General features: G+C 54.4%; 22 protein-coding genes. 3 read left to right on the forward strand and 19 right to left on the reverse strand.

What is annotated here, in order from left to right; translation table 11 throughout:
- Nucleotides 1–19 precede the first annotated feature (19 nt).
- The 11 genes from secG to gap form a co-directional block, all read right to left on the reverse strand.
- Nucleotides 20–250 (reverse strand): preprotein translocase subunit SecG, encoded by a 231-nt coding sequence (gene secG, locus QZ305_RS00235; protein ID WP_294729465.1) that lies wholly within the window; start codon nucleotides 248–250, stop codon nucleotides 20–22.
- 33 nt (nucleotides 251–283) lie between these two features.
- On the reverse strand, nucleotides 284–1,072 hold the full coding sequence (locus QZ305_RS00240; RefSeq protein ID WP_294729467.1) for an HAD-IIA family hydrolase: 789 nt from the start codon (nucleotides 1,070–1,072) through the stop codon (nucleotides 284–286).
- Nucleotides 1,069–1,620, reverse strand: coding sequence for a transcription termination/antitermination protein NusG (gene nusG, locus QZ305_RS00245; protein ID WP_294729468.1), 552 nt, complete (start codon nucleotides 1,618–1,620; stop codon nucleotides 1,069–1,071). The genes QZ305_RS00240 and nusG overlap by 4 nt, the downstream gene beginning before the upstream one ends.
- A 154-nt stretch (nucleotides 1,621–1,774) precedes the next feature.
- Nucleotides 1,775–1,978, reverse strand: coding sequence for a preprotein translocase subunit SecE (gene secE / locus QZ305_RS00250; RefSeq protein ID WP_294729470.1), 204 nt, complete (start codon nucleotides 1,976–1,978; stop codon nucleotides 1,775–1,777).
- A gap of 8 nt (nucleotides 1,979–1,986) precedes the next feature.
- Nucleotides 1,987–2,136, reverse strand: coding sequence for a 50S ribosomal protein L33 (gene rpmG / locus QZ305_RS00255; protein ID WP_067557026.1), 150 nt, complete (start codon nucleotides 2,134–2,136; stop codon nucleotides 1,987–1,989).
- 60 nt (nucleotides 2,137–2,196) lie between these two features.
- The gene (locus QZ305_RS00260; RefSeq protein ID WP_294729473.1) at nucleotides 2,197–2,775 is read right to left on the reverse strand and encodes a sigma-70 family RNA polymerase sigma factor; all 579 of its coding nucleotides are present in this window, start codon (nucleotides 2,773–2,775) and stop codon (nucleotides 2,197–2,199) included.
- A gap of 37 nt (nucleotides 2,776–2,812) precedes the next feature.
- Complete coding sequence (rlmB, locus tag QZ305_RS00265) at nucleotides 2,813–3,529, reverse strand: 23S rRNA (guanosine(2251)-2'-O)-methyltransferase RlmB (RefSeq protein WP_294729475.1); 717 nt, start codon at nucleotides 3,527–3,529, stop codon at nucleotides 2,813–2,815.
- The gene (locus tag QZ305_RS00270; RefSeq protein ID WP_294729476.1) at nucleotides 3,526–3,915 is read right to left on the reverse strand and encodes a Mini-ribonuclease 3; all 390 of its coding nucleotides are present in this window, start codon (nucleotides 3,913–3,915) and stop codon (nucleotides 3,526–3,528) included. The genes rlmB and QZ305_RS00270 overlap by 4 nt, the downstream gene beginning before the upstream one ends.
- Complete coding sequence (gene cysS, locus QZ305_RS00275) at nucleotides 3,915–5,249, reverse strand: cysteine--tRNA ligase (RefSeq protein ID WP_294729478.1); 1,335 nt, start codon at nucleotides 5,247–5,249, stop codon at nucleotides 3,915–3,917. The genes QZ305_RS00270 and cysS overlap by 1 nt, the downstream gene beginning before the upstream one ends.
- On the reverse strand, nucleotides 5,246–5,419 hold the full coding sequence (locus QZ305_RS00280) for a hypothetical protein (RefSeq protein ID WP_294729479.1): 174 nt from the start codon (nucleotides 5,417–5,419) through the stop codon (nucleotides 5,246–5,248). The genes cysS and QZ305_RS00280 overlap by 4 nt, the downstream gene beginning before the upstream one ends.
- A 217-nt stretch (nucleotides 5,420–5,636) precedes the next feature.
- A complete protein-coding gene (gap, locus tag QZ305_RS00285; protein WP_294729481.1) occupies nucleotides 5,637–6,668 on the reverse strand; it encodes a type I glyceraldehyde-3-phosphate dehydrogenase in 1,032 nt (343 codons plus the stop codon).
- A 283-nt stretch (nucleotides 6,669–6,951) separates the two neighbouring features.
- Here gap and QZ305_RS00290 point away from each other — a divergent pair, with 283 nt between their 5' ends.
- Both QZ305_RS00290 and QZ305_RS00295 read left to right on the forward strand, forming a co-directional pair.
- Nucleotides 6,952–7,446, forward strand: coding sequence for an Lrp/AsnC family transcriptional regulator (locus tag QZ305_RS00290; RefSeq protein WP_294729482.1), 495 nt, complete (start codon nucleotides 6,952–6,954; stop codon nucleotides 7,444–7,446).
- Nucleotides 7,443–8,648: an aminotransferase class I/II-fold pyridoxal phosphate-dependent enzyme gene (locus QZ305_RS00295; protein ID WP_294729483.1), complete on the forward strand. Its 1,206-nt coding sequence runs from the start codon at nucleotides 7,443–7,445 to the stop codon at nucleotides 8,646–8,648. Before QZ305_RS00290 ends, QZ305_RS00295 begins: the two co-directional genes overlap by 4 nt.
- 158 nt (nucleotides 8,649–8,806) lie before the next feature.
- Here QZ305_RS00295 and QZ305_RS00300 read toward each other — a convergent pair whose 3' ends face one another.
- The 7 genes from QZ305_RS00300 to QZ305_RS00330 form a co-directional block, all read right to left on the reverse strand.
- A complete protein-coding gene (locus QZ305_RS00300; protein ID WP_294729559.1) occupies nucleotides 8,807–10,507 on the reverse strand; it encodes a phospho-sugar mutase in 1,701 nt (566 codons plus the stop codon).
- A 137-nt stretch (nucleotides 10,508–10,644) separates the two neighbouring features.
- The gene (locus QZ305_RS00305) at nucleotides 10,645–10,911 is read right to left on the reverse strand and encodes a phosphocarrier protein HPr (RefSeq protein ID WP_067557056.1); all 267 of its coding nucleotides are present in this window, start codon (nucleotides 10,909–10,911) and stop codon (nucleotides 10,645–10,647) included.
- 73 nt (nucleotides 10,912–10,984) lie between these two features.
- Nucleotides 10,985–11,395: a DUF523 domain-containing protein gene (locus QZ305_RS00310; RefSeq protein ID WP_294729484.1), complete on the reverse strand. Its 411-nt coding sequence runs from the start codon at nucleotides 11,393–11,395 to the stop codon at nucleotides 10,985–10,987.
- The gene (gene glgA, locus QZ305_RS00315) at nucleotides 11,392–12,834 is read right to left on the reverse strand and encodes a glycogen synthase GlgA (protein ID WP_294729485.1); all 1,443 of its coding nucleotides are present in this window, start codon (nucleotides 12,832–12,834) and stop codon (nucleotides 11,392–11,394) included. Before glgA ends, QZ305_RS00310 begins: the two co-directional genes overlap by 4 nt.
- Nucleotides 12,834–13,949 carry a glucose-1-phosphate adenylyltransferase subunit GlgD gene (gene glgD / locus QZ305_RS00320; RefSeq protein ID WP_294729486.1) on the reverse strand — a complete coding sequence of 372 codons (1,116 nt, stop codon included), beginning with the start codon at nucleotides 13,947–13,949 and terminating at the stop codon, nucleotides 12,834–12,836. The genes glgA and glgD overlap by 1 nt, the downstream gene beginning before the upstream one ends.
- A 3-nt stretch (nucleotides 13,950–13,952) precedes the next feature.
- The gene (locus QZ305_RS00325; protein ID WP_294729487.1) at nucleotides 13,953–15,092 is read right to left on the reverse strand and encodes a glucose-1-phosphate adenylyltransferase; all 1,140 of its coding nucleotides are present in this window, start codon (nucleotides 15,090–15,092) and stop codon (nucleotides 13,953–13,955) included.
- Between the two features lie 316 nt (nucleotides 15,093–15,408).
- On the reverse strand, nucleotides 15,409–18,006 hold the full coding sequence (locus tag QZ305_RS00330; RefSeq protein ID WP_294729489.1) for an ABC transporter ATP-binding protein/permease: 2,598 nt from the start codon (nucleotides 18,004–18,006) through the stop codon (nucleotides 15,409–15,411).
- A gap of 211 nt (nucleotides 18,007–18,217) precedes the next feature.
- Between QZ305_RS00330 and QZ305_RS00335 the strand changes: the two genes are divergently transcribed.
- On the forward strand, nucleotides 18,218–19,465 hold the full coding sequence (locus QZ305_RS00335; protein WP_294729490.1) for a chloride channel protein: 1,248 nt from the start codon (nucleotides 18,218–18,220) through the stop codon (nucleotides 19,463–19,465).
- 83 nt (nucleotides 19,466–19,548) lie between these two features.
- On the opposite strand, the gene QZ305_RS00340 is transcribed toward QZ305_RS00335, so the two are convergent.
- On the reverse strand, nucleotides 19,549–19,944 hold the full coding sequence (locus QZ305_RS00340; RefSeq protein WP_294729492.1) for a desulfoferrodoxin family protein: 396 nt from the start codon (nucleotides 19,942–19,944) through the stop codon (nucleotides 19,549–19,551).
- Between the last annotated feature and the right edge of the window lie 104 nt (nucleotides 19,945–20,048).

The following is a 20,048-nucleotide window of genomic DNA, read 5'->3' on the forward strand; positions in this document are numbered from 1 at the left end:
AAAAAAGGCCATCCGGCCTTTAGACAATCTGCAGCGCAAGAACCAGTGCGAAGAAGATGATGCCGAAGATCAGCGTCATGCGGCTGATCACCTTCTCAGGTCCCCGCTCTTTCTGTACCGCAAACAGGTTCAAGTCTCCGCTGCCGGTGAATGCGGCGGACAGACCGTCGGATTTACCGCTCTGCAGCAAAGTCAGGATGATGATGATACCGGATACGATCATCAGGCAGATATTCAGTGTCTGTTCCATTGTGTGTTCTCGCTTCCTAAGTGTTCAGTTTGATCAGAGACGTGCAAAGCTGCCGTCTTCGATCATGGCAGTCAGCTCATCCAGTGAACCGATCACCTGGTCGGGAATCACACCAAGACGGTCAATGTCCTCCCGGGTGTGAACGCCGGATTCCACCAGGACCGTCTTTACGTGATTATTGTATCCCAACGCAATATCTGTTTCCAAATTGTCGCCCACAAGAATGACATCCTGCCGGGACAGTCCGTGTTTCTGCAGCATCAGATCCAGAATCGGTGCATAGGGTTTGGCTATATCCGGACTTTTCTGTCCGCTGGCATACTCGAAGAGTGCCACCACCGATCCGTTGCCGACTTCAAATCCGCCGGGTTTGGCCAGAATCCGGTCCTTGTTGGTGCCAATCAGCGTGGCACCCTTGAGAAGGTGTCCCAGCGCCCGGCTGTAGCCGGCGTAGTCCATCGTTTTGTCCAGACCCACAAACAGAGCCTGGGGATCCTGGTCCGTGATTTCAATGCCTTCTTCTTCCAGAGCTTCCTTCATCCCCGCTTGGCCTATGAAGGCAGCCCGCTGCGTGTTCAGCTGCTGTCTTGCCCAGGCAGCGCTGGCCATGGCACTGTTGTAGAAGTGCTCCGGGCATACCCCTTCATATCCCATCCGCTGCATGTGCTCGGCATTCTGGGCAGGGGTGCGCATGGAATTGTTTGTCAGAAACAGGTACGGAACGCCATGACTGCGCATGGCTTTCACCAGACGAATGCCAGCCTCGATTGGCTCGGGTCCGCGGTACATGGTTCCATCCAGATCAAGGACCAGTGTTTTCATTCGCCTACCTTTTTCAGATCGCCGTAGGGAATCTCGGTGCTGGTTTCCCGTCCGAAGATGATCAGGGAAACAAGTGCTTCCTGCTTTTCGTCATCCATGGATTCCACCTTGCCGGTGCTGCCTTCGAAGGCTCCGCCGATGATGTCCACCTGATCGCCGGCTGCAAAATCCGCTTGTACAGGTGTGTTTTCGTGACCCAGACGGCGCAGTACGGAGTCGATTTCCTCCTGGCTCACCGGGAAGGGCTTGGCGCCTTTTCCGGAAGAACCGATGAATCCGGTCACCCCCGGGGTATTCCGTACAACATACCAGGCTTCATCGGTCATGATCATCTGCACGAGAACATAACCGGAGAACAGGTTGTGGGTTTTTTCCACCCGCTTGCCGTTCTTGTATTCAACTTCCTTCTCTTCTGCCACCACGATCTGAAACAGCGAATCTTCCAGCCCCATGGTTTTGATGCGTCGTTCCAGATTCTCCTTGACCCGGTTTTCCTGACCGGCATATGTGTTGACCACATACCACTGTTTTTTGAGTTCTTCTGCCATAAATTCGATTTCCTCCCGGTTGCAAACCGCTATTTTCAAATGATCCCGCTTTTCAAATTCCCGGCTGCCTGTTTTCTGTCAGCAGCCGCACCGGATTCCGGATGCGGCAGATCCCTGAACGGAAAACAGCACAGACCAGGTCTGTGCGTTGTGTCTACAGACTGACGATCCAGCTGACCAGGCTGGAAGCTGCCAGTTCGCAGATGAAAAAGTACAGTCCGAACAGCAGCGTAAAGCCGATGACCAGCCCCGAGGAAGACATCAGCTGCCCGAAACGGGGCCACTGAACTTTCTTCAGCTCTCTGAGGATGCCGGCAGGCGAATACACTGCTTCTTTTTTTTCTTTGTTCCTGCTCATGTGATTACCTACTTAGTCTCCCTGTGAAGTGTATGTTTCTTGCACCGGGGACAGTATTTTTTCAGTTCCAGACGTTCGGTGCTTTTTTTCTTGTTCTTCTCCGTAGAGTAGTTCCGGCTGAGGCACTCTGTGCACACCAAAGTGACTTTATCCGCCATAATTTCACTTCCTTACAATTGATAATGATACCTGCAGTTCCATGGTACTGTCAATTTACTTCAAATCTCCGCCAGACCGGAATGACTGCGTGTCAGTCCATCCAGCATGTACCGGACCTGCCCCATGGACAGCCCTGTTTTCTGGGCAATCTCCCGCATGGAATACTCCATGGACCGCAGCGACAGGATCCTGCGGGCTTCTTCTCCCTTTTTGCCGGTCAGTTTTCTGACCATTTCATCCAGCAGCAGTCTGGCATGAACCTGCCGGCTGACATTCATTCTGGGATCTTCGATTGCCTCGTGAACCGAATGGTCACTGTCCGACTGCATCTGATCCAGACTGAAGAACACAGTACCCGGATCCGGTTCTGTCCGGTGACGGTGCAGCCCGCTGATCTGATGCAGCAAAGCAGCGCGGTAATAGGTGGAAAAGGTCAGATGCAGATCCTGCCGGTACGTATTCAGGCACCGGACCAGGACCATGTTCGCAAACTGCATGAAATCTTCCCTTTCCATACCGGCAGCATGCTGCCGCCAGAATCTGGCTGCCAGCGGCTGATAGGTTTCCATCAGAAGCGGCAGCGCTTCCGGATCCTGCAGGTGATATAAATAAATCAGTTCGTTGATATTGGTTGTCATACGTCAGCCCTTCTGTCTTCTGCAGGCTGACACCGGTTCAGCTGATTCTTCTGCGGGCCTCCACTTCATACATCAGAATGGCGGCTGCCACGGAAGCGTTCAGGGATGTGACACTGCCGTGCATGGGCAGTGTGACCATGTAATCGCACTGCTTTTTTACCAGCGGGGAAATCCCCTTCCCTTCCGATCCGATCACCAGCACTGTGGGTTCTTCATACATTCCCTCGCGGTAATCCCTGGCGTCCTTCATGTCCGTACCGGCAATCCAGAACCCGTTGTCCTTGAGGGTTTTCAGTGCCTGGGACAGGTTGGTCACCTGTGCAACCGGTACAGTATAGGCTGCTCCTGTGCTGGCCTTTACAGCTGCGGGTGTCAGTGATGCAGAGTGATGTCTGGTGATGATCACGCCGTCTGCGCCGGCACAGTCCGCAGTTCTGAGAATGGCACCCAGATTGTGCGGATCCTGTATACCGTCCAGGGCGACATAAAACCCCTTGTCGTTTTTCTGCCGTTTCAGCAGCTCTTCCAGTGAATAGGTGGGAATATCCCGGACTCTGGCAGCCACACCGTTGTGTGCGGCGCCGTTTGTCAGTTTGTCCAGTCTGCTTCTGGGCACTTCCAGAACCGGCACATTCAGTTTTTCAGCCTCCTGCCGGAATTTTCTGTCTTTGAGCGTGGAAGATACATACAGTTCCTCCACCGCCGCCGGATCGTTTTCCAGCTGACTGATTACATTCTTCCCGTATACGATCAAAGGGAATCATCTCCAATCTGTGCAAGACGTGCAAGCAGCTGCTGCAGTCTGTCCGGGTGATGGTACAGATGCAGATAGCCGATCAGTGCCTCCAGGGCTGTGGCCTGGAGGTATTCCTGCACGTTTGCGTTCTTCGCTTTGGTATGAATTCGGGCTGCCTTGCCCCTTTTCAGTATAATCTTTTCATCCTCTGTAAAGAAACCATCTTCTTCAAGTTCTCTGAGCATGCGGCTCTGAGCCTTCGCGGAGAGATACCGGGTGCTTTTTTTCTGCAGGTCATCCACCCGGCGCCACCCCTGGCTCAGCAGATGCTCCCGAACATAGGTATTCATCAGAGCATCCCCGAGCCAGGCCAGTGTCACCGCATTTTCCGTGACGATTTCCATCAGAGAATGTCCCGGGCCTGAAGGGTGGCACGGCAGGTGTCTGCCGTCTCGAAATCCCGGGCTTTCACGGCATCCTTCCACTGATGCCACAGTGCTTTGTCTTGGTCGGACAGCCTGGGCAGGTCAAACCGGATTCCCAGCACATACAGCATATCCTCCAGGGTCTTTTCCAGATCCGCCAGCTGCTGCAGGTCCGGGGTTCTGGTGCGGGCAGCCTGGTTGAGTTTCTTCACTGTCTCAAACACCGCAGCCGTGGCATTGGGCGTATTCAGATCATCGTCCATGGCAGTCATGAATGCATCCCACAGTTCGGGCACACGCACCGCACTGCCGGTCCAGTCCGCCAGCTGGAGGGCTACGGAAGCCTGTTTCATGGCTGTCCGGATCTTTTCCAGCTCCCTGGCAGCTGCATCAAATGCCTCTTCATTCAGGTTCAGGGGTGCCCGGTAATGGGTGGTGATCATGACCCAGCGTACGACGTTTCCGCCAAACTTCTGAATCAGATCCTTTGCCCACCAGACATTTCCCAGGGATTTTGACATTTTCAGCCCGTCGATGTTGATCATGCCATTGTGGACCCACATATTCGCCAGCGGGGTGTCATGCAGGCTGCGGCACTGGGCAATTTCATTTTCGTGATGCGGGAATTTCAGATCCATGCCGCCTCCGTGAATGTCGATCAGGTTTTTGCCGAATACATTCTGGATCATGACCACACACTCTGTGTGCCAGCCTGGCCGTCCCTTGCTCCAGGGAGACTCCCACTGAATGCCCTGGGCGGTTTTTTTCCAGAGCGTGAAGTCCAGCGGATTCTCCTTCGTGGTGTTTTCCTCAATGCGGGCCCCCACTTCCAGATCCTCCGGTTTCTGATGAGACAGTTCACCGTACATCGGGTCGCTGGAAACCCGGTAATACACATCATCTCCTGCCTGATACGCCGCTCCGGATTTTACCAGTTCGTCAATGAACCGGATGATTTCATCCATGGTTTCCGTTACCCGGGGAGATACATCCGGCTGGTCGGCATTCAGGTCTCTTCTGGTCTGCGCGTAGGCTTCAATAAAGGCATCCGTAATGGTTTTTTCGTCGGTATTCTGTTCCAGCGCCGCCTGGATGATTTTGTCATCCACGTCGGTGTAATTGGATACATAGGTTACCTCGTACCCCTGGGCTTCCAGGGCTTTCTTCAATGTATCAAAGACCACGATCGGCCTGGCATTGCCGATATGCGGATAGTTGTAAACCGTGGGTCCGCAGACATACATGGATACCTTGCCGGGTTCCAGAGGCTGCAGTTCCTCTATTGTGCTGGTACGTGAATTGAACAGCTTCATCTCTGATCCTCCCCAGGCCGCGTCTCCAGGGACAGATTCCTAAACTGCGCCAGCAGGTCCTCACTGATCCCTGCTTCCTTCATTCGTTCGATATACGCTTTGTCGAGATCATCCACATCTTTTGTGAGTTCATCCCGTTCATCATCGGTTATGCGTTGTTTGATTGCCATACAGTCACCTCATGTTTCTGTTGATTCCGTAAAATACGGTATCAGTTTCAGGTATTGAATTCAACCGGCGCAAAATCCGCAGCAGATCGCTTCCTTCTGCCAGCCTGCATCTCCGGTTTTGGGCAGCTGATTGCGGCTGACCTCTCATCATCCGGAAATGCACCAGGCGCGGTACACAAAAAGGACACCTTGCGGTGTCCTTCAGGAAGATCACTGTTTACGCAGCAGCTGCTTCGTTGTCCTTCTCAGCGAAGTACTTGATTGTACGTACCATCTGGGAAGTGTAGGAGTTTTCGTTGTCGTACCAGGAAACAACCTGTACCAGCGTGTTGCCGTCGCCTGTGGGAGTAGCCATTGTCTGAGTGGCATCGAACAGGGAACCGTACTTCATGCCGATGATGTCGGAGGATACGATTTCTTCTGTGTTGTAGCCGAAGCTTTCGGACTGAGCAGCAGCCATTGCCTCGTTGATCTGATCAACGGTTACTTCGCCTTCAACTTCTGCAACCAGGATGGTTGTGGAGCCTGTGGGAACAGGTACACGCTGAGCGGAACCGATCAGCTTGCCGTTCAGTTCAGGGATAACCAGACCGATGGCCTTGGCAGCACCTGTGCTGTTCGGAACGATGTTGACAGCAGCTGCACGGGAGCGGCGCTTGTCACCTTTGCGCTGAGGGCCGTCCAGAGTCATCTGGTCGCCTGTGTAAGCGTGAACGGTTGTCATGATTCCGGATTTGATCGGAGCCAGATCGTTCAGAGCCTTTGCCATGGGAGCCAGGCAGTTTGTTGTGCAGGATGCAGCGGAGATGATCTTGTCATCCGGTCCAATGGTTTCCTGGTTAACGTTGTAAACGATGGTCGGCAGGTCGTTTCCGGCAGGAGCGGAGATAACAACCTTCTTGGCGCCTGCGTCTACGTGAGCCTGAGCCTTTGCCTTGGATGTGTAGAAACCTGTGCATTCCAGAACGACATCAACGTCTTTCTCACCCCAGGGGAGCTTGGATGCATCGGCTTCCTTGTAGATTTTGATTTCCTTGCCGTCTACGATGATGGAATCTTCAGTGGCAGACACTTTGTCAGCCAGTTTGTAGGTTCCCTGTGTGGAATCGTATTTCAGCAGGTGAGCCAGCATTTCAGGGCTAGTCAGGTCGTTGATTGCAACGATTTCATAGTTGGGGTCGTCAAACATCTGACGGAAAGCAAGACGTCCGATACGGCCGAAACCATTCAGTGCAACTTTTACTGTCATGTTCAGTAAATCCTCCTTTTAGTATCAATGTAATTATAGCGCCGCACTCCTTTTTGTCAATGAGACCCGGCATACGGAAGCGCTTTCACAACAGGGAGACTGAGGTTTTCTGATCCGCCTGCTCCATCTCTCATCCGCCGAAAACAGCTGGCATCAGGTCCGGCAGCCGTCGACACCGGTCATACCGGCTGAAAGCGCTTACTGATTATTCCTGGTTTTGTTACAGTATGCTGCAATGTGTGCTAAAATTGTTTTCATATCATCTGCAACAAGGAGGATTTCCATGAATACAAATGCCCTGCTCGATCTTCTGGAGAAGGATGCCAGGCTCACTGTTACGGATCTGGCGGATATGCTGGAGGAAGAAGAGGATACTGTCCGGGCCGAGGTGAAGCGGCTGGAAAACGACAAAATCATCTGCGGCTATCATACCGTCATCAACTACAACCGGGGGCTCAAGGACGAGAAAGTCATGGCATTCATCGAAGTGGACTGCCGGCCCACCCGGGACCGGGGCTATGACAAGACTGCCCGCCTGATTGCCAGCTATCCGGAAGTATCCACCATGTATCTGCTCTCCGGCGACTGCGACTTTCTCTGCCTGGTGGAAGGCAAAACCATGTTTGAAGTCGCCCGGTTTGTCTACGACAAAATCTCGGCGGTGGAAGACGTGACCAGCACAAAAACGCTCTTTGTTCTCAAGGAATACAAAAAGAACGGAATCATGATGAAAGACGAAGACGAAAAGAAAAACGTCAGATTGGTGGTGACACCATGACAAAACCCATCAACCACACGGTGCGGGAAATGAAACCATCCGGAATCCGTAAATTCTTCGATCTGGCCAGCACCATGGAAGGGGTCATCTCCCTGGGTGTCGGCGAACCGGATTTTGCCACTCCCTGGCATATCTGTGAAAGCGCCATTGACTCCATGATTGACGGCAACACACATTACACAGCCAACCGTGGCTTGATCCAGCTCCGGGAAGAAATCGCCAGATTTCATGAAGAACGCTATGGACAGATCTATGACCCGGAAAAGGAAATCATCGTAACCGTGGGCGGTTCTGAAGGCGTGGATCTCACCATGCGCACACTGGTGGATCCCGGAGACGAAGTGATCGTCCTGGATCCGAATTATGTTGCCTACGCCCCGGCCATTGAGCTGGCAGGCGGGACAGCTGTTCCGATCCGCATCACCAAGGAGCATGAATTCAAGCTGCTGCCGGAAGATCTGGCAGCTGCCATCACCGACAGAACCAAAGCGATCATTCTGAACTTCCCTTCCAACCCCACAGGCGGGGTCATGACGGCCGAAGACTACGCAAAGCTCGTGCCGATCCTGAAGGAAAGCGGCATCTATGTCATCAGTGATGAAATTTATGCGGAACTGCTCTTTGACGGAGAATTTGCCTCTCTGGCGCAGTTTCCGGAAATCCGGGACCAGGTTATCGTTATCAACGGCTTTTCCAAAGCCTTTGCCATGACCGGCTGGCGGCTGGGTTACCTGCTTGCCCCGGCTGCACTTTCTTCCATGATGAACAAAGTCCATCAGTATGTCATCATGGCCGCCCCCACTCCGGCGCAGTACGCAGCGATTCAGGCACTGAAGGAAGGCATTCCGGATATCGAAGCCATGCGCGAGGATTACCGGCGCCGCCGGAATCTGCTGGTGCGACGGCTTAACCGCATGGGACTGCCTACGATCATGCCCCACGGTACTTTCTATGTGTTTCCGGATATCACCTCCACCGGGTTGTCCAGTGAAGAATTCTGCGCAGCGCTGCTGGATTCTCAGAAAGTGGCCTGTGTGCCGGGTACAGCCTTCGGGGAATCCGGAGAAGGCCACATCCGGATCAGCTATGCCTACAGTCTGGATCATATCAAGGAAGCCTGTGACCGGATGGAGCAGTTTCTGGGAGAGCTGCGCCCCACAGATGCCCGGATGGCTGATACCGCAGACATCGAGGAGGAGTGATCCTCCTTTTTTTGACACAATAAAACAGTACACGGTCATCCCCTGCGCTCTGTATTCCGCCGGGATAAGGAGAAGACATCTGAAAAAGCAGAGCGGGTCTGATTCCTGCTCTGCTTTGGTGATCATGCACTTGTCTGTGATACGGACTGTATCCGAATTCAGTCAGCTGTGCCGGTCAGCTCAGCCATGGCTTTCTGGAATTTCTCTGTCTTGGCGTGGGCATCCGCTTTGTCCGTACCCTTCACGCAGTAATAGAACTTGCATTTGGGCTCGGTTCCGGAAGGCCGGACAGCAATCCAGGAACCGTCTTCCAGATAATACTTCAGCACATCGGACTTCACGAATCCGGTCAGCGGCTTTTTCTCGCCGTTTTCCAGAATGACTTCTTCCTTGTAGTCTTCGCTTCTGACTACAGGTACACCGGCGATTTCCTTCGGCGCATCCTGCCGCAGATCGGAGAGGATCTGCTGAATGCGTTTGGCGCCTGCTTCACCGGCTAGGGACAGAGCCACCTGAGACTCTTCGTAGGTGCCGTGCTTGGCATACAGTTCATCCAGCACATCCACCAGGTCCTTGCCCTGTTTCTTGTAGAATGCAGCAGCTTCCGCCAGCATCAGGCAGGCCTGAGGCGCATCCTTGTCCCGTACAAAGGGTTTGATCAGGGAACCGTAGGATTCTTCATAGCCGAATACATAGTTCTTCTCATGGGTCTGCTCGTACTTGGCAACTTTTTCACCGATGAACTTGAAGCCGGTCAGGGTTTTCTCGGTTTCCACACCGTGATCCGTTGCCACCTTTTCACCCAGGTCGCTGGTAACAACCGTGTTGAACATCACCGGGTTGTCCGGCATTTCGTTTTTCGCATCCAGCTGGGAGAGAATGTACTCCAGCAGAACCGCACCGGACTGGTTGCCGGTCATGACCACATATTCACCGTTGTGCTTCACGCCCACGCCCATGCGGTCTGCATCCGGATCGCAGACCAGAATGATGTCTGCATCGTTGTCAGCGGCATATTTCAGCGCCAGTTCATAGGCACCGGGCTGTTCCGGGTTCGGAGTGGGTGTGTTGGAGAAGTCCGGGTCCGGTGTGCACTGTTCTTCCACAGGAATCACTGTGTAGCCGGTACGGGCATAGACTTCCTTTACTGGGATGTTGGCAGTGCCGTGTTCCGGGGAGAAAACGATCTTTACATCCTTCTCCACATCCGGGTTCAGCTGGATGGACAGCACGTTTTCGTAATACGGTTCATCCACATCCTTGCCAATGACAGTAACCAGTTTCTTCTGCTCTTCGGTAATGTTGGTGTCAATGGCCAGTTCATCTTCAATGGCATTTACCTTGTCAATGACCTGAGCAGCCAGATCCGGAATCAGCTGGCAGCCTTTGGAATCATACAGCTTGTAGCCGTTGTACTCTTTCGGGTTGTGGCTGGCAGTGATCATGATGCCGCCAAAGCAGCCCAGATGACGGACAGCGAAGGACAGCTCCGGTGTCGGGCGCAGAGATTCGAACACGTAGGCTTTGATGCCGTTTTTCGCCAGCAGATCTGCGCAGTCGAACGCCAGTTCCCTGGACATATGCCGGTTGTCATAGCCGATTGCGATTCCCTCTTCGCAGGCTTTTTCGCCATGCTCCCTGATATAGTCAGCAAAACCCTGCGTGGCTTTGCGGATGGTGTGAATGTTGATCCGGTTCGTGCCGGGACCCAGCAGGCCGCGCATGCCGGCGGTTCCGAATTCAATGGTGGTATAGAATGCGTCATTCTTTTCTTCCGGTGTCATCTGAGCCAGAACATCCCTGTAGCGGCTGTCCAGATTCGGATGATTCACCCATTTCTCAAAACGTTCTTCAACAATGGACATTGTGAGTTCCTCCTCGTGTCATATCGGTTACATTATAGCAAATTGCTTACACTTCATGGCCCTTCTCCGGAAATTCGGCCACGAAAAAAGGCTCGGGAGAGCCTTTTGTATCTGTTCTGTCAATCCTGCAATCAGGCAATGATCTTCTGAGCGCGGAGCACTTCCTCGATGGCTTCGATGGCTGCTTCTTCGTCATCACCGGTAGCGGAGATGGTGATTTCGCTCTGTGTGGGGATGCCCAGGGACATAACGCCCATGATGGACTTCATGTTTACTTCGCGGCCCTTGAATGCAACGTTCACATCGGATTTGAACTTGCTGGCAGCGTTTACCGCTACTGTAGCAGGACGTGCGTGCAGTCCCACCGGATCGATTACTGTAACTGTGACTTGTTTCATGATTGATTTCCTCCTGTTTTACACTTCGATAATATTTTATGCTACTCGGTTTTCAAACTCAATACGGGTTTGATCAAAATGCATCCGCTTCCAGAACCGGGATCCCCGCTTCCTTCAGTCTGGCTGCAAATATGCCCTGTCCGGGGACCAGCCGTCCCTGAAAACTGCCGTCATGCACCTGCGTCAGACCGCAGCTGGGACTCCGGGGCTGGAGAATGACAAGGTCGCAGTCCTTCACCTGTTCCAGGCAGAGGTCTGCACCCTGGCTGTATGCACCGGTATAATCCCGGCCGTCCGCGCCCACAGCCCGGCCGTCTTTCAGTTCGCAGGGTACCCGCGGGCAGCCAAGGCCGCCGGCACATTCCGGACACACCGGGATGACTTCATGCCCCTGCAGAAAAGAGAGGACCGCTGCATGCTTCTTCGACTTGCCGTCATAGCGGCAGGGTTCTCCCGTCAGGCAGGCACTGACCCCGATTTTCACCGGTTGACCAGTTCGCTGTACAGCTGACTGTAGGTCGCAGCGGATTTGGCCCAGGAAACATCCGTGTTCATGGCATTTGTCTGCAGTGTTTCCCAGTCGGCTTTCCGGTTGTAGTACACATCCGCTGCGTAATACAGGGTGTGCATGAGTTCATTGGCATTGTAGGAAGAGAAGCTGAATCCGTTGCCGGACTTGTCATATTCGTTGTAAGGCGTCACGGTGTCCTTCAGACCGCCTGTCTCCCGGACCAGCGGCAGTGTGCCATAGCGCATGGAGCACAGCTGGGAAATACCGCAGGGTTCAAAAAGCGAAGGCATCAGGAACAGATCGCTGCCGGCGTAGATGCGGTGCGCCAGATCCTCGTTGTAGCCTCTGTAGAAGCAGACCTTGCCCTTGTGCTCGTTTTCCATGTTCCGGAATGCATCCTCGATCTTGGCCTCGCCGCTGCCCAGAATCGCCAGCTGAATGGGCGCAGCCGCCAGGGCGGAGAGCTGTTCCATCAGCAGATAGAAGCCCTTCTGCCAGGTCAGACGTGATACCACGCCCACCAGCATGACATTGGGGTTCACTTCCAGTCCCAGTTCCCGCTGCAGGGCAGCCTTGTCCTTTGCCTTGTTAGCCTTCAGGCTCACCTTGTTGTAGTGATGGGGAATGGCAGGGTCTGTAGCAGGGTTCCAGACATTCAGGTCAATGCCGTTCACGATGCCCCAGAGATCGTATTTGCGCATGTTCAGCACCATTTCCAGGTGTTCCCCATACTGCGGGGTCAGGATCTCCTGTGCATAAGTGGGGGAAACCGTGGTGACTTTGTCACTGTAGAGAATGCCGGATTTCAGGAAGGAAATGCCGCCGTCATAGCGGACATTGCCGTTGTCCAGCAGATACCAGGGCAGGCCCAGGCAGGAATCCAGCATTTCCGGGCCGAAGTTGCCCTGATACGCCATATTGTGCAGCGTCAGGACAAACTTGATGCGGCGATACCGGTCGTCATGATCGTGGGTTTCCCGGACCATGCAGGGAATCATCGCCGTCTGCCAATCATGGCAGTGCACGATGTTGGGCCAGTAGTTCAGCTGGTTGAGCATCTCGATGACCGCTTTCTGGAAATAGGCAAACCGTTCGCCGTCATCATCGTAGCCATACAGGGAATCCCGTTCGAAGTACCCCTGATGCTGCACGAAGAAGAACGCCACCGGTCCCACCATCGTGCTCCAGATCCGGACAGGCACTTCGTGATAGTTGATGGACACTGTGTATTCGCAGCAGAAGTGCAGGTCGTTCATGTATTTTTCCGCGATCTTGCGGTACAGAGGAAGAACCACCTTCACTTCATTGCCCTGATCAGCCAGTGCCGCGGGCAGAGAACCGATCACGTCCGCCAGGCCGCCGGTCTTTACGAAAGGCAGACCTTCGGAGGCACACATCAGTACCGATGCCATCAGACAGTCTCCCTTCTGTCAATGTATACAGGCTCATCCACTGTGCCGGCCAGATCTTTCTTGTGCACGATCCGGGCACCCTTGTCGATCACCACATTGCACAGGTTCGCATTGTCGCCGATCACCGCATCCGGCAGAATCACGCAGTTGTCCACGCTGGCACCCTTGCCAATGGTGACACCGCGGCCCACGATGGAATTCGTGACTTCGCCGGCAATCTGACATCCATTGGACACGAAAGTGCGGTTGGTGCTGCCGCCGGGCAGATAGGAAGCCGGAGCGGAGTCATTGGTGCGGGTGTAGATCGGCCAGTCGGGATCGTTGAAGTCCCTGAAGTTCTCTTCATTGAGCATTTTCAGGTTGCTCTGGAAATAGGAGCGCAGATCATAGATGGAATACACGTGACCGCGGTAGTTCACCGCCCGGATATCCATGTGGCCGCAGCTGGCATTCAGGATATCCCGGAACCAGAACATGCTGGATGTTTCACGGGCTTTTTTCACCAGTTCCACAAACACCTTCTTGCTCATGACATAGGTCATCAGAGACAGGTTCCGGTTCTTGCTGGTGCCCCGGTTGCGGTCAATGGCCGTCACATGGTGTTCCTTGTCGAATTCCAGCATGTCGCAGTTGATGAACTCCTCCCGGGCTGTATCGATTTTCTGATACAGAATGGAGACATCCGCTCCGGAAGCCGCATGGGTGTCCAGAAGATCGGCGTAGTTGCATTTGTAGATATAGTTGTCCGGAGCGATGATCACGAATTCGTTCACATCCCGCTCGATCTGATACAGGTTGTTGTAGTACTGCTGCACATCAGGCACGGTGCTGGGACGCTGACCGTCTGTGAACACAGGGATGATGCCCACGTGACCGTGCTTCGAGTTGATGTTGTAGTGCCGGCCGTCTCCCACGTGCTCGAAAAGCACCTTGGGATCTCCGTTGGTATACACGTCAATGCAGTCCATGCCGGAGTTGGCCATGTTGGAAACCGGGAAGTCCATCAGACGGTAACGGCCCAGGAAGTTGAAGGCCGCAATCGGACGGTGCTTCTCCAGCCCCTCCACGTAAATGCTGTTGTCGTTGTATGCGACGATGCCAAGTGCGTTGAACATGGCTTATTCCCCTTTCTTCACACGTTTGGCGACAAGTTTGATTTCCTTGCTGGAAAGAGATCCCACTTCCGCCTCAGGATCCACCTTGATGCCTTCGGCCACAATGGCGCGGTACACTCTGGCATCCTTGCCGATGTGCACACCGGGCATCAGAACCGACTGTTCCACCACAGCCCCTTCATCAATCGTGACGCCGTTGAACAGCACCGAATCCTTGGCGCTTCCGTTGATCGTTGCGCCCTGGTTGATGTAGCAGTGCTCCACTTTTCCCGTGGCGCCTACATAATGCGGCAGGGTGGGCATGTCGGAGGTATAGATTTTCCAGTTGGGATCATCCAGATCCAGTCCGCTTTTCTTGTCCAGCAGATCCATGTTGGCTTCCCAGAGAGAATCAATCGTTCCGACATCCTTCCAGTAGCCGTCAAACTGCCAGGCATACAGACGCTTGTCCTGCGCCAGCAGCGCCGGAATGATGTCCTTGCCGAAGTCGTGGGAGCTTTCCTTGTTTTTGGCATCCGCCAGCAGTTCTCTGCGCAGCAGCTTCCAGTTGAAAATGTAGATGCCCATGCTGGCCAGGTTGCTCTTGGGTTCCGCCGGCTTTTCCTGGAATTCCGTGATCATGCTCTCATCGTTGACAGCCATGATGCCGAAGCGGGAAGCTTCCTTCCAGGGCACCTGCAGCACGGCAATCGTGGCATCCGCACTGTTGGCTTTGTGATCCGCCAGCATCCGGTCGTAGTCCATCTTGTAGATGTGGTCGCCAGACAGGATCAGCACATATTCGGGATTGAATTCGTCAATGAAATCAATGTTCTGCGTAATGGCATCCGCCGTGCCTGCATAGACATCAAATTTGGTGCCGTCCTTTTCGGAAGGCGGGAGCACATACACACCGCTGCCCCGGGTGTCCAGACCCCAGCGCTGACCAGCTCCTGCATAGGCATTCAGCTGGACAGGCTCGTACTGAGTCAGGACGCCGACAACGTTGATATTGGAGTTGGCGCAGTTCGATATCGGAAAGTCGATGATCCGGTATTTACCGCCGAAATAGACAGCCGGCTTGGCAGTCTTTTTCGTCAGGTCGAACAGCCGCGTTCCGCGTCCGCCCGCAAGAATCATTGCGAGCATGTTGTTCTGTTCCATGGTTCTTCCTCCTAAATCCACTTAACTGTGTCCAGTATAACACTTTTCCTGTCTCTTTATGGAAACCCCTGGATATGAAAGTGCCTACAAATTGCCAAAAACGCGACAAAAAAGGCCCGGGAAACAGGTTGTGACAAACCCCCGGGCCTTTGTTCTGCCGCAGTTAATACGTTTTGACACCACATCTGTCCGGAAAAACGCTCTCATACGGCACAAAGCCGTATCGATGCTTCCCAGAAGGATGGATTTCCCAGGCGGATGTCCATCGAATTGACCGCTTTTTTCCGCCTGTACACAGTCGTCTGCAGGCCGGGATTCACTCCGAGCGCAGCGCCTGCACCGGATCCTTCCGGGCGGCCATCCGGGCCGGAATCAGGCCGGCCACCATCGTCAGCACCAGTTCCACCAGAACCAGGATCACGCCGCCGGCCACCGGCATCCGGGCAATTCCCGCCACACCGGTCACCTTCTGGATCACCAGGGAAATGGGAATGTTCAGCAGCACAGTCAGACCCACGCCCAGCAGACCCGACAGCAGACCAATGATGAATGTCTCCGCATTGAACACATTGGATACATCCCGCTTGCTGGCACCCATCGCCCGCAGAATGCCGATTTCCTTCACCCGCTCCAGCACGGAAATGTAGGTGATGATGCCGATCATGATGCTGCTGACCACCAGGGAAATGCCCACGAATGCCATCAGCACATAGGAAATGATGTTGATGATGTCCGAAACCCCGCTCATCATGGCACCCACTGTGTCATTGTAGGAAATCACATTGGCGTCGTTGCCTTCCGCCTGCTGCTGTTCGTTGTACACCGTGATCAGATCCCCGATTTTTTCCTTGTCCTCAAAGGTATCCGCGTAGAGTTCGATGGATGTGGGTGTGTCTTCGTCATAGATCCCCAGCTTTGCCAGATTCGAATCATAGGTGGCATTGGCGGCATCATTGTAGGAAGCCATGTAGTCCATCAGTTCCTGCTGTGACATGGATGCCAGCACCATCTGCTGCTCCGGTGTCAGATCAGCCGCCGAAAGCTCCGTGGAATCACCGAATTTCCGGCCCGTGAACACGTTGATGTCCTTGTGCTCCATCTGCTCTTTGACGATGTCACTGTTCTTTCCTTCATCCCGCAGCCAGGTCTCCAGACTCCGGTCATACCAGACACCGCCCATGGTGTGCGGCGTGCCCAGAGAGGTCTCCTTCGGTTTCATGATCCCGGCAATTTTCAGTGTCCGGCCGTCTTCCTTCACCGCATCCGCCACAAATTCCTCATCTCCGGATTCATTCACCCAGATGTCCCCCACCTTCCGGTACAGATCGCTGTTGGGCACCAGCGTGAATTCCATGCCCAGAAGTTCATCACTGGCAAAGGACACTGGATCCCCGGGTTCGATCTCATCCGTTTTCTGCGCCTGCAGATCCCTGTAGTTCTGCACCAGCTCCGACTGATTCATCAGCCCGAGAGAATACAGGGTGAAATCGGATATCTCTCCGTTCTCATCCACCTCCAGCATCACTTCCTCTTCACTCTCCGGCCAGCGGCCATCCAGCAGTTCATATTCCTGATCCCGCAGAGAGTCTTCAGCCGGCAGGGCTTTCCAGACCTCGCTGCCGGGCATGGAAGAGGACATGCCGCCCATGAACTGATTGCGCAGACTGATCATGTCGCTCATCCCCAGTTCCTCCATCAGGCCATTGGGCGACACCGTCACCAGCTTGTCTCCCTGCGCATGTTCGTTGTACACATGCTTCGTAATGCCGTAGTTGTACTCGATCGCACTGGCTGTCTCCTTCAGTTCCTTCCCCTCCGGACTCTGCAGATACTTCCGGAAAGCAGTCAGATTGTTCTTCTCCGTATCCGCGATCGAACCCAGCAACTTGTCCGCGAACGCCCGGGAGCGCACCGTTCCGTCATACGGCTGTTTTTCCTCATCGCTGCCGGTCATCATCGCCGACATCAACACACTCATGTCCATGGTGTTGTCTTCAATGGAAATCGGATAGCTGGTCATCGTATCCTGCTCAACCCGGTCGATATACCCCTGCATGCCGTTGGACAGCGACATAATCAGTCCGATCCCGATAATCCCGATGCTCCCCGCAAAGGCCGTCAGCAGGGTGCGGCCTTTTTTCGTCAGCAGGTTGTTGAAGGAAAGAGACAGCGCTGTCCGGAACTTCATGGAAGGCTTCTTCAGACTGCCCCGGGCATTCTGCACTTCTTCCTCATCAGCCGCCGGATCGGAATCCGAGACGATTTCCCCGTCCTTCAGCCGGATGATCCGGGTGGAGTAGGACTGTGCCAGCTCCGGGTTGTGCGTGACCATGATCACCAGCCGGTCCTGCGCGATTTCCTTGAGCAGATCCATGATCTGCACCGATGTATGGGAATCCAGCGCACCGGTGGGTTCATCCGCCAGCAGGATCTCCGGATCGTTCACCAGCGCCCGGGCGATCGCCACCCGCTGCATCTGCCCGCCGGACATCTGCGTTGGTTTCTTGTTCAGCTGATCCTTCAGTCCGACTTTCTCCAGCGCAGCCGCCGCCCGTTTCTCCCGTTCTTCCTTCGGCACATCCGTCAGCGCCATGGACAGCGCCACGTTCTGCAGCACGGTCTGGTGCATGATCAGGTTGTAGCTCTGGAACACGAAACCGATCCTGTGGTTCCGGTAGGTATCCCAGTCCTTGTCTGTGTAATCCCGCGTGCTGCGGCCATTGATGATCAGATTTCCGCTGTTGTAGTTGTCCAGCCCGCCGATGATGTTCAGCAGCGTGGTTTTTCCGCAGCCGGACGGTCCGAGAATCGAGACAAATTCATTGTCCCTAAACGTGACGGACAGATCCCGTATCGCATGGACGATTTCGTCCCCTGTATAGTAGTCCTTGACCAGATGTTCCAGCTTGAGCATTGGTACCTCCTGTTTCTGGCAATTTGTCCGCTGCCTGCCGATGGACAACCCGCCGGGTTGTCTGCCGGAGCATACAGCTGTTCCTGCAGCCGGCTGGCACTTGCCCACTGGTTCAGGAACGGGGAAATTTTAGGTAAATCATACACGTGTTTCAAGGAATCGCTGCTGTGATTTGTCGGAATATTTTCTAAAATAAAAGAAGGTGATTGATTTGAACACATGCAGAAAAATACTGGCGGATCATGGCGCTTCCGCAGCGGAGTTTCTCTTTCTGGCTGCGGTCGGTGTCCTGATCGGCTTTGCGGTTTCACTCTTTGAAGCCCTTTTTGGGTGGGGACTGATCCTCATTCAGAACTGGCGGGTCCACTTCCCTGTCTGGACCTGTCTGTCGCTGCCGGTGGCAGGGCTTCTGGTGGTCTGGCTGTTCACCCGGTACGGCGGTCTGGCTTCCAGGGGCATGAATCTGATTTTTGAAGTTTCCCAGGGCAAACCGGAGCGTCTGCCCAGACGCACGGTGTTTCTGACCACAGTGGCTACCTGGATTTCCCATCTGGCCGGGGCATCTGTGGGCCGGGAAGGCGTGGCTGTACAGATCGGTGCAGCGGTTTCCTGGCAGTTCGGCCATTTCTTCCACAAAAAAATCGAAATCCCCAACATCCGCACCATATTTCTGGTCACGGGCATGGCGGCGGGATTTGCCGGATTGTTCGGGACTCCTTTCTCCGCGGTGTTTTTCGCTCTGGAGGTCCTGGTGGCCGGGACGCTGAAGTACCGGGCCATGGGACCGGCCATCTGTGCCGCCTTCTCCGCTTCCTGGCTGTCTGCCAGACTGGGCCTGCAGATCCATACCTACGCCATCCGGGAAGTGGTTCCCTTTTCCATCGACCGGCAGTGGCTGACGATGCTGGCACTGGGGCTGGCGTTCGGGGCAGCCGGCGGGCTTTTTGCCTGGAGCCTGCGGAAAGTGCGGGCACTGGCGGTGAAAAAACTGCCAGATCCCTTCCGCCGGATCCTTGTCCTGGGCAGTCTGCTTGCCCTGCTCATGCTGCTGACACAGAACCGCTATGCCGGATCCGGCGCCGGTCTGATTGCAGCGCCTTTTCAGGGACAGCCGGTGCAGGTCCAGGATTTTCTTCTGAAGGGCGCATTCACCATCCTGTCTCTGGCAGCGGGTTTTATCGGGGGAGAAGTCACGCCGCTGTTTTCCATCGGCGTGACCCTGGGAGCAGTGCTTGGGCCGGTCCTTGGCTGTGACCCCATGCTGTCGGCAGCCCTGGGATTTGCGGCGGTGTTCGGCTCCGGGACCAACACCTTCCTGGCACCGGTGATGATCGGCATGGAGATCTTCGGGTTCCAGTGGTTTCCCTGGTTCTTCGTGGTCTGTGCAGTAAGCTACCTGGTCAACCGCAACCAGTCGATCTACTCGCTGCAGCAGCGGTACGGACTGCATGATGTGTGAAACATGACGGTATCATGCTGCATGCACGACGAAGAGGCGGTCTTTGTGACCGCCTCTTTCTCTCTGTCTGATTTGCGAATGACTTACTTCGTCAGTTCCACGTCTTTTTTCCACAGACCGTGCAGGTTGCAGTATTCGTATACTGTGACAGGTCCTTCTTCGCCGGCAATGTCAAACACAGCCACCGGTTCTTCGCCAGGGTTCAGTGTCTGCTTTTCCACGCGGCCATCGGGATATTCCACCCAGATGTTGGTGATCCAGTGTTCCGGCAGCATCGGGTGCTTTGTGGAACCAACCTGAACCTTCAGCTTGTCGCCTTCCTGCTCCACTGCAGGGACATGCTTTTCCAGAGCTGCGTCCGTGGAACCTGCTTTCAGTTCCCGGGCAGGAGCACCGTTGATGGTGATTTCTTCGACCGCTTCCGGTGCCAGAACAACTTCCACCAGAGCACCGGTCTTATCGTCTTTAAAGAGTTTCATGATTGAATGCCTCCATTTCCTGTTCCATTATGAACTATTTTGCACGGGAACGGAACGGGAATGCAGAATCAAATGCCTACTGGAAACATAGGTGTTGATTCTGC

The sequence above is a fragment of the uncultured Faecalibaculum sp. genome (assembly GCF_910588395.1).
Lineage (GTDB): Bacteria > Bacillota_I > Bacilli_A > Erysipelotrichales > Erysipelotrichaceae > Faecalibaculum.